General features: G+C 63.2%; 10 protein-coding genes. 7 read left to right on the top strand and 3 right to left on the bottom strand.

What is annotated here, in order from left to right:
- Positions 1–18: 18 nt before the first annotated feature.
- Entirely contained in the window at positions 19–858 is an 840-nt protein-coding gene (locus QM996_RS19955; RefSeq protein WP_500270459.1) for a DMT family transporter, read from the bottom strand.
- Between the two features lie 262 nt (positions 859–1,120).
- On the opposite strand from QM996_RS19955, the gene QM996_RS19950 reads away from it, so the two are divergent.
- From QM996_RS19950 to QM996_RS19940, 3 genes are read left to right on the top strand one after another with little or no spacing between them, the layout of a single operon-like run.
- Positions 1,121–2,317: a sialidase family protein gene (locus QM996_RS19950; protein ID WP_334197802.1), complete on the top strand. Its 1,197-nt coding sequence runs from the start codon at positions 1,121–1,123 to the stop codon at positions 2,315–2,317.
- Positions 2,314–3,270: a 4-hydroxythreonine-4-phosphate dehydrogenase PdxA gene (gene pdxA / locus QM996_RS19945; protein WP_334197801.1), complete on the top strand. Its 957-nt coding sequence runs from the start codon at positions 2,314–2,316 to the stop codon at positions 3,268–3,270. The genes QM996_RS19950 and pdxA overlap by 4 nt, the downstream gene beginning before the upstream one ends.
- Positions 3,271–3,274: 4 nt before the next feature.
- Positions 3,275–4,393 (top strand): iron-containing alcohol dehydrogenase, encoded by a 1,119-nt coding sequence (locus tag QM996_RS19940; RefSeq protein WP_334197800.1) that lies wholly within the window; start codon positions 3,275–3,277, stop codon positions 4,391–4,393.
- Positions 4,394–4,556: 163 nt separating this feature from the next.
- Here the strand turns inward: QM996_RS19940 and QM996_RS19935 are convergent, their stop codons facing one another.
- Complete coding sequence (locus QM996_RS19935) at positions 4,557–5,258, bottom strand: FadR/GntR family transcriptional regulator (protein ID WP_334197799.1); 702 nt, start codon at positions 5,256–5,258, stop codon at positions 4,557–4,559.
- Positions 5,259–5,261: 3 nt separating this feature from the next.
- Positions 5,262–6,290 (bottom strand): four-carbon acid sugar kinase family protein, encoded by a 1,029-nt coding sequence (locus QM996_RS19930; RefSeq protein WP_334197798.1) that lies wholly within the window; start codon positions 6,288–6,290, stop codon positions 5,262–5,264.
- A gap of 404 nt (positions 6,291–6,694) precedes the next feature.
- On the opposite strand from QM996_RS19930, the gene QM996_RS19925 reads away from it, so the two are divergent.
- From QM996_RS19925 to QM996_RS19910, 4 genes are all read left to right on the top strand, one after another.
- Positions 6,695–7,684, top strand: coding sequence for a GlxA family transcriptional regulator (locus QM996_RS19925; RefSeq protein WP_334197797.1), 990 nt, complete (start codon positions 6,695–6,697; stop codon positions 7,682–7,684).
- Between the two features lie 184 nt (positions 7,685–7,868).
- Entirely contained in the window at positions 7,869–8,933 is a 1,065-nt protein-coding gene (locus tag QM996_RS19920) for a hypothetical protein (protein ID WP_334197796.1), read from the top strand.
- A 280-nt stretch (positions 8,934–9,213) separates the two neighbouring features.
- Complete coding sequence (locus tag QM996_RS19915; protein ID WP_334197795.1) at positions 9,214–9,810, top strand: PE-PGRS family protein; 597 nt, start codon at positions 9,214–9,216, stop codon at positions 9,808–9,810.
- Between the two features lie 188 nt (positions 9,811–9,998).
- On the top strand, positions 9,999–11,714 hold the full coding sequence (locus QM996_RS19910; protein WP_334197794.1) for a type I secretion system permease/ATPase: 1,716 nt from the start codon (positions 9,999–10,001) through the stop codon (positions 11,712–11,714).
- Positions 11,715–11,726 lie beyond the last annotated feature (12 nt).

The following is an 11,726-nucleotide window of genomic DNA, read 5'->3' as shown; positions in this document are numbered from 1 at the left end:
CTCCCTAGTGAAATTCATTCAGCCGGATGTTGCTTTTCCGGATCGCGCGGCGATGAGCGCCGCACAACCGATGAGCCCGCCGCCGCAAAGGGTGGTGAGGGCAATGTGTTCACCAAACAGCGCAAAGCCGCCGAGCGCCACGAGCGGCAAGCGCAGGAAATCCACCGGCGCGACGATCGTGGCGGGCGCAAGCGAAAAAGCATGGGTCATCATCCCCATGCAGGCGGCTCCAACGACCCCCTGCAGCGCCAGGAGGCTCATCTCCCTTGCGCCCGGCATGGTCCAGAACGGCAGAGCGAAGAGAAGCGCGATCGGAACGGTCAAGAGAAGGTTCCAGACGACAAGCGTCGAGGTCGTATCGCCCTTCGACATCGACTTCAGGATCAACTGAATGGTCGACTGGAGCACCGCGCCCGTAAGCGCGAGAAGGATGGCAAGGTTGAAGCCGGCGCCCGAAGGGCCAATGATCAGCATCGCCCCCACGAAGCCAAGCGCCACCGCGCCGATCATCGCCGGTCCGGGCTTCTCGCCCAGCGCCAGCGCGGCGCCGAGCAACAGGAAGATCGGCGACGTGAAGGCGATGGCCGTCACGTCGGCAAGCGGGCCCCAGCTGAAGGCGGCGAAGAACGCGACCATCGCCAGCAGCTTGAAGCCCGCACGGACCGCATGCTGGCGCAAGGGGTGGCTCGACCTGAGGACGGACGGGCGCAGGGCAACCCAGGGCAAAAGGATGACCGCACCGAAGAAGGCGCGAAAGAAGCCAATGACGAAGGGATGCACGGCACCATTCAGCGCCCGCACGATCACCGCGTCGACTGCCGCCAGGATCGCGGCACCGACCGCGAACATGACTGCCATCTTAGCCCCCTGGGGGCTGGCTTCCGGCATGAGATCCTCCTCCCCGGCATCCTCTTGCCGGCTTGCCCAGACCATCCACTTTTCACTCAAGTTTGTCAAATTAATTCTCCATGTAAAATTCAATGTCGAATTTTCATCATTAATAACCATTCAAAATCAATAATTTGGTAGACATGTCGATGGAGAAGGCATCGATTTATAACTTTATCAAACTTGACAACTTTGAAAATTCGGCGATTTTCGAAGCACACAGGAGGAGCCCATGGACCCGGAAGAAATCGCCCGCAGCATGAATGGCCTGCTTCAAGCCGCCTCGTCCGGGCGCATGGAAGCGCTATTGCCTTCGCCGATGATCCAGAACCATGCTGCCTTCCTGCATCTGCTTTCAGATGGCGCGCTCGCCTGCGCCTGGTTCGGTGGCACGCTCGAGGGCAAGTCGGATATCTCCATCTTTGCCTCCGTCCTGCCGAAGGGCGCGACGCAATGGGGTCCGCCGCAGCGCCTGAGCTTCGACGCCGCGCATTCGGAGCAGAACCCGGTGCTCTTCACCGCGCCCGACGGCAGGCTGTGGCTCTTCCACACCTCCCAACCCTCCGGCAATCAGGATGAGTGCCGGATCCGGATGGCAGAGGTCCGACGCAATCCATCCGACCCGCTGTCACTGACGACGACCGAGGGTCGCTATCTGGACCTTCCCCGCGGCTGCTTCATCCGTGCGCCCCTCGTGGTGCGCCGTGACGGCGCCTGGCTGTTGCCGATCTTCCGCTGCGTTCAGCGCCCTGGCCAAAAGTGGAACGGCAGCCACGATACCGCCGCCCTCGGCATTTCGCTCGACCAGGGAGAGACATGGCAGCTGGACGAATTGGATCAATCCATCGGCTGCGTGCACATGTCGCCGGTGTCGCTTGGCGACGGTCGCCTTGCCGCCCTCTTCCGCCGGCGGCAGGCCGACTGGGTTTATAGAACCGAGAGCCTCGATGAGGGCCGCTCCTGGTCCGTGCCGGAGGCAAGCGACGTCCCCAACAACAATTCCTCAATCGCGGCCCTACGCCTGAGCGACGGCCGGATTGCGATGATCTGCAATCCCGTCAGCGCGGCCGACACTGCCGAGCGGCGCGCCTCGCTTTACGATGAACTTGGCGAGGACGACAGCCGCCCCGACGCCGACCCGACAGGCGGCTGTGTTCCGGTCTGGGGTGTGCGGCGTTCACCCGTCGCCCTCTGCCTCTCCGAGGATGGCGGCAGGACCTTTCCTGTTCGACTGCTGATCGAAGACGGCCCCGGCACATGCCTTTCCAACGACTCGACCGACGGCCGCAACAAGGAGATGTCCTATCCCTGGCTGCTCGAGGGGCCGGACGGCACCATGCACCTCGCCTACACCTATCACCGGCGCGCCATCAAATATGTCCGCCTGGCCCCTGGCTGGGACCACGCCGACCAATGGAGACCTTCATGAGCAATATCATCGGCATAACCATGGGCGACCCGTGCGGCGTCGGCCCCGAAATTTCGGTGCGCGCCCTCGCCGACATGTCGCAGCAAGAGCGCGACACGACCCGGATCTACGGCAATCTCGCCACGCTCGAAGCGGCCCGTGCTGCCCTCGGTCTCGAGGTTGATCTGGCGCCGCACGTCGTGGATCTGCCGATCGAGGGTGCACCGCTTCCCTGGGGACAGTTGAGCCCGGTCGCCGGCGACGCAGCCTTCCGCTTCATCGAAAAGGCGGTGCGGGATGCCGAAGCCGGCGTCATCGGCTGCATCGTGACGGCGCCCATCAACAAGGAAGCGCTGAACCTTGCCGGCCATCACTATGACGGCCATACGGGGATGCTGCGCAGCCTGACGGGCTCGAAGGCGGCCTATATGCTGCTTGCCTCCGAGCGGCTCAAGGTCATCCACGTTTCGACGCATGTGGCGCTGCAGGAAGCGATCCGACGCTCGACGACCGAACGGGTTCTCGCCACCATCCGCGCCGGCGACGCCCATCTCAAACGCATCGGCTATGCGGCTCCCAAAATCGCAGTCGCCGGCATCAATCCCCATTGCGGCGAGAACGGCCTCTTCGGCACCGAGGATGACGACCAGATCGCGCCGGCCGTCGCGGCGGCGCGGGCGGAAGGCATCGATGCCTATGGCCCGATCTCCGCCGACACGGTGTTCCACCGCGCCTATTCGGGCGCTTTCGACCTCGTGGTCGCGCAATATCACGACCAGGGACACATCCCGGTGAAACTCGTTGCCTTCGACACCGCCGTCAACGTGTCGGTGGACCTGCCGATCGACCGCACCTCGGTCGATCACGGCACGGCCTTCGACATCGCCGGAAAAGGCATCGCCAACCACGGCAACATGAACTCCGCCATTGCCTATGCCCGCAAGCTCGTGGCGGGCGCTGCCAAGCGAGGATGACCCCATGACCATCGCTCCGATTACCCTTCATCAGCCGCGCCGCCTGGCTGTCGGCGCCGGCACGATCGCAGACGTCGGTGCCTGGGCGGCAGAGGCCGGCTCGGTCCTCGTCATCGCCACACCGATCACCGCACGCTTCGTCGATCGCCTGAAGCTTTCGGGCCGTGCCACGGTGTTTGACGCGATCCCAGGCGAACCGGATGTCGATACCCTGAACGCCGCGCTTGACGCCGCGCGCCGGTGCAAGCCGGACCTTATCGTCGGCCTTGGCGGCGGATCTGTCCTCGATGTTGCCAAGCTGGTTGCCGTACTTTGGGATTCAGAGCAGACGCTTGCCGATGTTGCCGGGCCGAACCGGGTTCTGGGCCGCAACACGCGCCTTGCCCAGGTGGCGACGACCGCCGGCACTGGCTCCGAGGCCGGCATCCGTTCGCTGATCACCGATCCGGTCAAGGGAAACAAGATCGCGGTCGAAAGCCCGCATATGATTGCCGATTTCGCCGTTCTCGATCCGGAGCTCACCTATTCCGTGCCGCCGGCGGTAACCGCGGCTACCGGTGTCGATGCCATGGCCCATTGCGTCGAAGCCTTCACCAACCGCCGCGCCCATCCGATGATCGACGACTTTGCCCGCATGGGCTTCAAGCTCGTCGGCAGGTACCTCGCGCGCGCCGTCAAGGATGGTGCTGATACCGAAGCGCGCGAAGGGATGATGCTCGCCTCCTATTACGGCGGCATCTGCCTCGGTCCGGTCAACACGGCCGCCGGCCATGCCATTGCCTATCCGCTGGGCACGCGGCTTCGCTTGCCCCACGGCCTGGCGAACGCGATCATCTTTCCGCACGTGCTTGCCTTCAACCAACCGGTTGCAGCGAACAAGACCGCGGAAGTCGCTCGGGCCTTGGGCCTCGGTGAAAATCTCCCCGCCAGCGAACTCCTGGATGCAGCCTGCGGCTTCTGCCGCCAGCTCGGCATCGAGATGTCGCTTGCCGCGCACGGCGCCAAGGCCGACGACCTGCCGCTCTATGCAAGCGAGGCCCATGCCAACCGCCGGCTTATGGACAACAACCCGATCGACATGAGCGTGGAAGACGTGCTCGGCGTCTACAGGGCAGCCTTCTAAAGCATGTCGCGCAAAAGTGTGCGGCGGTTTTGCGATAACGACATGCGAAATATCAAGGGCTTAAAGCGCAAGGAGCGAATCTGAAAGATCGCGGCGCGCTTTAGTTCATCGGCCGCTGCCGAAATCAAAGCCCCGGCGCCGCCGGGGTTTTTGCAGTTGCCGACTACTTCGTCGCCTGGAACAGGCGCTCGCGGGATCCGGCAAGGTGGTCATGCATGAGTTGTCTTGCCTTTGCGGCTTCACGCGCGGCAATGGCTTCGGCAATCGCTTCGTGCTCCGCGAAGACCCGCGTCAGCCCGCTGGTCTCCCGCTTGACCGAAGCGCCGTGAAACCGCATGCCGACGGCGATGTGATCCTTGAGCGCTTCCATTGCCGTGAAAAAATAGCTGTTTTGGGCGGCACGTGCGATCGCGAGGTGAAACTGGAAGTCCGCGTCCTCGCGGTGCGATTGCCGGTTGGTGGCGTCCCGCATCAGTTCCAGCGCCTGGCGGATGGCAGCCAGGGTGGTCGCATCATGCCGCTCGGCCGCAGCCGCTGCAGCGGCCGGCTCGACCGTCAGGCGGAATTCGTAGCAGTTCAGAAGATCGGCGACGTTCTCCAGTTGCCCGAAGCCAAGCGGCTCACGCATGCCGACGGCACGAACGAAGCTGCCCGCACCCCGGCGCGAATAGATGAAACCCTGCTCGCGCAGCCGGCGCAGAGCTTCGCGAATGATGGGCCGGGAAACCTCGAACTCGCTTGCCAGATCATGCTCGGTCGGCAAGCGCTCGTCCGGCTTGTAGGCGCCGGACTTGATCGCACGGTGCATGCGCTCAAAGACGAGATCGCCGAGGCTTTTGCGTGCTGTTCCGTTCTCCAGTCCCATCCGTCATCCCATCTTGCGGAGGACAGCCTCCGCGATTTCCTTCAGTGTCTCCGGCGCGCCGAATCCGCCGGACTTGGCGATGATGCAACGTCCTTCGACCTCAGCCAAGCCCAGGCCAGGCAGGCATTCGCCAACCAGCCGAAAACGCCGAATGCCCATTCTTTTCAAAACCGCCTCTGCGGTTGCACCACCGGACAGAAGCATTGTCCCTGCCGCTTGGACGAGGTCTGGACAAACGCTGTCGGCAAGCGCTTCGGAAACCGCCTCCGGCGTCGCCTCCCCCTCGCCTGGCACTGCCTGCACGAGGATGATCGCGCCGCCAGCGTCGTATTCTTTCACAAGTCGCCCATTCGGCGCCGGCAGATAGGACAGAGCAATCGCGCTGCGAAGCACGTCAACCTGGGCAAGCGTAATCGGGTCCCGGGAGCCGATGACGAACAAGGCCGGCCCGACCGACAGTTCGGCAGCGCGCGCTTCAGCTCCGCCACTCATCCGCTCGGCAAGCGCTTCGGCCAGGCCACGCGCTCCGATCAGCAGATCCGTGCCGCTTCGCTCCGCCTCTTCGAGCAGGGCGCGCATTTCGGCCTCGGTGGATGCATCCGGGATCAAGGCTTTTGCCGCATGCCGGCCAAGCCTCTCGGCAACGGAAATAGGCGCATCTACTCCGAAGCCTTGGACACGGCCGGATGTCACCAGCCTGCCAAAGGCAGGAATGGCCGGCGCCACCAGCGCAGAATGGAAGGCCATCGCGTCGAGTTCGGCAACAATGTTGCCTTTTAGACGAGAGTCGACCTTCTTGAAGATCCGCGAACCGGAAGGCAGGGCGGCGAGAGCGGCGGCGGAATGCTGTTTGGCGATTTCCGCACTCAGTTCGCGCGAGCCGAGATTGACCGACAGCACGTCCGGTTTCGCCTCCAGAGCATCACCGATCGCTTCGGCGGCCAACGCGACTTCGACGTGGAAGCCCCTCGCGGCAAACGGTGCCGCGGCATCCAGTGCGCCAGTCAGGTCATCAGCGACAATGGCGAGCATCTCATGAGTCCAGGTGATTTGTTGTTATCTTTATAACTATTCTTTCCATTGAAATGTCAATCTTTTTTAAATCAAACTTACAAGTAAGAGGGTTTAGCGGCCACACGCCGTCGTCACGCATCATGGTACCCGCCGCAGGTCTGCTTCATCCCGCGACGAGCACCGGCCAGGACAGGATTGAAAGATGGACCGCATCGGGCGCCGGGCTGATCATCATGAATGATTGTGATCCCCTGGCACGCGGATTTCAGATAGGATAACGGATCGGGATCATGGTCGCAGAATGCGAGGTTTGCGGTTCCTATTGTCGATGCTCTTGCGATGTTGCGCCACGATCCTCGGGAGGTGTCTCGGCCGTGACGGGTGGCCTGGGAGGAGAAATTGAAAGTGGGTTTTCAAGGACGATGAACACGAAATCCAATGATGCTGCAGCCAACCGCCTCAAGATCGGCTTCGTACTGGCGCGATCGTTCACGCTCTCGGCCTTCGCTCTCTTCATCGACACGCTTCGGCTGGCCAGCGACGAGCTCGACAAATCGGGCCGCGTGCGCGCCGACTGGCAGGTCCTCGGCAATACCCGCCATCTGATCGCATCCAGTTGCGGGGTTCAGGTAGCGCCGACGTCTGGCCTCGTCGATCCCGGCCAGTTCGACTACATCGTGATGGTGGGCGGCCTTCTCAAAAACGAACACCCGATCGACGACGAGACGATCGCTTTCCTGAAGAAGGCAGCCTCAAAGAAGGTTCCTTTGATCGGCCTGTGCACGGGGACCTTCATCCTGGCGGAAGCGGGACTGATGGCGGGGCACGTCGTTTGTGTCAGCTGGCTCCACTATCAGGCGTTCCGCGAGCGTTTCCCGGATCTGAAGGTTCGCTCGGACCGCCTCTTCAACCTCGACCGCACCCGCGGGTCCTGCGCCGGCGGCAGCAGCGCAGCCGACATGGCAGCCCATATCGTACGCCTCCACATCAGCCGGGAGGCGGAACGCAATGCACTGGAAGTCCTGCAGATCGACAAGGCCCGCTCGCATCTTCATGTGCAACCGAGAAAGCCGCTCGCGATCGAGAGCAACGATCCCCGCCTGAACGCTGCTCTCATCATCATGGAGCAGAATACCGAGAACACGATCTCGATCCCGGAGCTGGCGGCCTCCGTCGGCCTGTCGCGCAGGCAACTCGAGCGCCTGTTCATGGAAAAGGCGAAGATGTCGCCGGCGCATGTCTACAGGAAATTCCGGCTGGAACGCGCCAAGCACCTTCTCACCCAGACCGATGCTTCGCTCATTGAAATCGCCCTCGAAGTCGGCTTCGAGAGCGCGGGGCATTTTTCCAGGACATTTGCCAAGACCTTCGGCCAGTCGCCGCGCCAGATGCGCGCGACACTGTCGAAATGAAATTAGCTTGCGGTTCTCGGGGCCCGGGCCGCGATAGCCGATCGACTAATGACCTCCCCGAACGGACGTAGCCGAATTGCAGGCTCACCTTTTGCCGCAACCGCCTTCAAAATAGTTCGCAATGCGCGCTCGCACACGTCGCATGATCGTGCTGCGAGGGATCGAGCCTATGGGAGTCATGGCGATGGCGGAAACTCGTCTTTTGTCGGAAGAGGCACCGAACGCGAGCTCCAATCAGAGCACGGTCGCCGGCGGACATCTCGCGCTGGTTCCGACTTGGCTTCCGCTCGACATAGCGCCGGCGCAGAACTCCGCCGGAAGCGGCGGCGACGGCACCAGCCTGGGCACGGTCGCCAGCAACACGCTGGCGATGTTCACGCCGTCGAATACAGCAATCGCCGGCCCGCATACGGACGCCGATGCGCACCAGGGCAACACCGCGCTGATGAACCAGCACGTCACCGAGATGGCAGGCATCGGTGGCGAAGGCGGCAATGGTAACGTGGCGGGCGGCCATGGCGGCGGCAGCGTGGCCGGTGGTGGCGGCGATGGCACCTTTTTTGGCGGCCTCGTCAGCACCGACACCGCGGTGTTTGCGCCTTTAAACCTGGCTGTCGCAGCCGGTCCGGGCGCCACCTCCACGGCCGGGCAGACAAACAACGCAGCTTTCCTCCAGGGCGCCACCCAGATCGGCGGCGTTGGCGGTTCCGGTGGGGACCATAACGTTGCCGGCAATACCGCGCCGGCCCAACAGCAGGGCGCGACGTTCATTTTCAATGGCGACGCCTATGCGGGCCATGGCGGCGACGGCACTTTCATCGGCAGCATGGTCGACGTCAACGTCGCGGTGTTCTCACCGATCAACATCGCTGTCGGCGCCGCCGGCGGTGATGCCCACGCCACGCAGACGAACAACGTGATCTTCGACCAGGGCGGCGTGCAGATCGCCGGGATCGGCGGCAAGGGCGGCGGGTTCAACCTTTCCTCGGACACGATCTTCACCGGAAGCGGGGTCGCCGGCGGCGGCGGTGACGGCTATTCGAACGGCAGCACAGTCGACGTCAACATCGGCTACTTCCATCCGATCAACATCGCCGTGCCCGCGGGCGGCATCGCCGAGGCGGACCAGCTCAACCACCTGCTTGTCGACCAGCATACGCTGCAGATCGGCGGCATCGGGGGAGCCGGCGGCGAAGGCAACATCGCCGATACCAACGCCGCGCTGATCGACGACGTCCTGCACGGCTGATCCGTGGAACTCCAGATCAGGATCGGCGACCGGGCTAAACGCCGGGGAGCGCCCCGGTCATTGCTCACGATCAACATCTATCGAAACGAGCCCCGGACCAGTTCGCGCCGGCAAAGGCCCGCCGCACTGCAGACCCTACCCAAAGGAACGTCTCCGAATGTCCGGCTGGTTCGCCTCGATGATCGCGCGCACCATGATTTGCGCTGACCCCCGCCCGTGGCGGTGTGCTGTGGCATTGAACCGTCCAAGACTACGGGGCAACGAGTAGAGGAGAGACGCTATGCCTATTACTTTTGCGACATCAGACACGATTAACCTGACCAATCCCACTGCGGGCGACGCGAATGCAGGTAACGGTGGCGACGGCACCAACAGCGGCGATATCTTCTACAATCCAGTCGCCACTCTCGCCAGCACACAGACCGTCGATGGCGCAGACCCCACGGTCGTCAATGGCGACACTGTTGGGCAGGGTGCTGCCTGGGGAACCGGCGACGCCAATGGCGGCGGCCTCGTTCAGACGCCGATCGCCACCCTTGCAGCCCTCACCAATAGCGGCGCCGGCGGTGCAGGCGGGAACCCGACCTCGAGTGGCGACCAGACCAATTCGAGTGGCGGCAACGTCGTGGGCATGGGGGCGGACACCACCGCCACCCAGACCAATACACTCGTTGCCGACCAACATGGAACGATCATTGCAGGCATGGGCGGTGCCGGCGGCAACGGCAATGCGGCCCTCGGTGGCGACATTTCCGCCGCTCTGGTTCATTCGAACCCGATCTCGGAAACCACCACGACGACCAACACCACGGCGGTCTCGAATGTTCTCGACAATTTCGACAACACCTTAGGCAACATCAGCGACATCGGTATCTGAGTCGCTCGACAAGGATCGCCGGCCACGGCCGGCGATCCTCCTATTCGCCTTTCCTGCGGCACCGCGCCTCCGTTCGGACGCAAGGTGCCGTAGCACGTTGAACCGCTGCGGGATTTTGTCCTGAGATCGGTTTCGGTCCAGGGAATCCTGCGGGAACCGAGCCGCCGTGTCAGTATCGAGATCTGATAATGACAACGAATCCGACAGGAGCGCACCTTCCTCCGACCCATCTCGTCATCGCTCTCAGGGCCTGCACCGGGGCGTTCCTGCTGGTCTTCCTTTATAGCTGCGCCTATAATCTGTTCCTGCTCGCTCCTTCCATCTACCTGCTGCAGATCTACGATCGCGTCCTGTCGAGCCGCAGCGCCGACACGTTGCTCATGCTGACACTCATCATCGCGGCGGCGGTATTGGTCGGCTCGATCCTGGATATCGTGCGGCGCGCAGCATTGTCGCGGATCGGCAGTTGGCTGGACCACCGCTTGCGGCCGGTCGTGCTGACGGCATGTTTCGAATACGGCGCCCGCACCGAAACGGGCCTCGCCAACGACTGCTACCGCGACCTGTCGACCCTGCGCCAGTTCCTCGACGCCCCGGCCAGTTCGCTGCTTTTCGACGTTCCCTGGGCGCCGATCTTCCTGCTGCTTCTATTCCTCGTCCACCCGCTGCTCGGAACCATCGGCCTCGTCACCGCGCTGACCTTGCTGCTGCTTGCCATCGTGACGGAATTCTCGACCCGCCAACCGCTGGCGAAAGCGAATCTGGCACTCTCCCGCAGTCACATGCGCTTCGCGACCGCACTGCGCTACATCCAGGTCATCCGTGCGATGAACATGCAGAACGGCGCCGCGCAACTGGTCTACCGCGACGCCGAGACCGCGCGGCAAGCGCAGGACGATGCGATGAAGCGCACCGAGACCATTCTCGGGCTCTCGAAATCCGTGCGCATGCTGGCGCAGATCCTGATGATGGGGTCGGCTGCCTGGCTCGTCCTGGAGGAAAACGGAAACCCCGGCATCATCTTCGTCTCCAGCCTGCTTCTCGGTCGCGGGCTTGCACCGGTCGAGGGCGCGATCGGCGCGTGGCGCGCCGTTGCCTTCGCCTATGCTGCATTCAATCGCATCAACACGATGCTGATTTCGATCGCCGCGCAGGACAGTGTGCGCACGATACCGATGCCCGAAGCGGGCGGCCTTGTGCTCGAGCGCGTTGGCTACACCCTTCCCTCGGGCAACCGCCAGATATTGAATTCCGTCACCTTGCGGCTGATGCCGGGCGACTGCCTTGCGCTGATCGGTCCCTCCGGCTCCGGAAAGTCTACCCTTGGCCGCATCATCGCGGGCGTGCAGCCGACGACCTTTGGCAACGCCCTGCTCGGCGGCGTCGATATCTCCACCCTCCGGCTCGGAGGCGGCATGCGTCACATCGGTTACCTGCCGCAGGACATCGAACTCTTCGGCGGCGCGGTGAAGGACGTCGTCGGCCGGCTCGACGGCGGCGACGTCAACAAGGTCATCGAAGCGGCAAAACTTGTCGGGCTGCACGATGTGATCATGCAACTGCCACAGGGCTATGAGACGGATATCGGCGACGGCGGCGCGACCCTGCTTCGGGCCCAGCGCCAGCAGCTCGGATTGGCGCGCGCGGTCTACGGCAATCCCGCGCTCGTCGTCCTCGACGATCCCAATTCCAGCTTGGACTATGACGGCGAACGCCGATTGTTTGCAGCAATCGCTCGCATGCGCACCATGGGAATGATGATCGTCATCATCACGCACCGCATGGGCATTCTCCCCGTGACCAACAAGATCGCGATCATGCGCAACGGCACGATCGAAGCCTTCGGCGACAGCGACTGGGTCTTCGATACCTATCTGCAGCCACCAGCGCGAGCAGGCACGTGAGCAGGGAGGCAC

The organism is Sinorhizobium chiapasense (genome assembly GCF_045277575.1).
Taxonomy (GTDB): Bacteria; Pseudomonadota; Alphaproteobacteria; order Rhizobiales; family Rhizobiaceae; genus Ensifer; species Ensifer chiapasense_A.
Note: the sequence above shows the minus strand (reverse complement) of the source record. Positions and strands in the feature narration are given on the sequence as shown.

Bases quoted from the DNA above. Each gene is read 5' to 3' on its own strand.
- QM996_RS19930 (WP_334197798.1), bottom strand. From the start codon at position 6,290: ATGCTCGCCATTGTCGCTGATGACCTGACTGGCGCACTGGATGCCGCG.
- QM996_RS19910 (WP_334197794.1), top strand. From the start codon at position 9,999: ATGACAACGAATCCGACAGGAGCGCACCTTCCTCCGACCCATCTCGTC.
- QM996_RS19940 (WP_334197800.1), top strand. From the start codon at position 3,275: ATGACCATCGCTCCGATTACCCTTCATCAGCCGCGCCGCCTGGCTGTC.
- QM996_RS19955 (WP_500270459.1), bottom strand. From the start codon at position 858: ATGGCAGTCATGTTCGCGGTCGGTGCCGCGATCCTGGCGGCAGTCGAC.
- pdxA (WP_334197801.1), top strand. From the start codon at position 2,314: ATGAGCAATATCATCGGCATAACCATGGGCGACCCGTGCGGCGTCGGC.
- QM996_RS19920 (WP_334197796.1), top strand. From the start codon at position 7,869: ATGGCGGAAACTCGTCTTTTGTCGGAAGAGGCACCGAACGCGAGCTCC.
- QM996_RS19915 (WP_334197795.1), top strand. From the start codon at position 9,214: ATGCCTATTACTTTTGCGACATCAGACACGATTAACCTGACCAATCCC.
- QM996_RS19925 (WP_334197797.1), top strand. From the start codon at position 6,695: ATGAACACGAAATCCAATGATGCTGCAGCCAACCGCCTCAAGATCGGC.
- QM996_RS19950 (WP_334197802.1), top strand. From the start codon at position 1,121: ATGGACCCGGAAGAAATCGCCCGCAGCATGAATGGCCTGCTTCAAGCC.
- QM996_RS19935 (WP_334197799.1), bottom strand. From the start codon at position 5,258: ATGGGACTGGAGAACGGAACAGCACGCAAAAGCCTCGGCGATCTCGTC.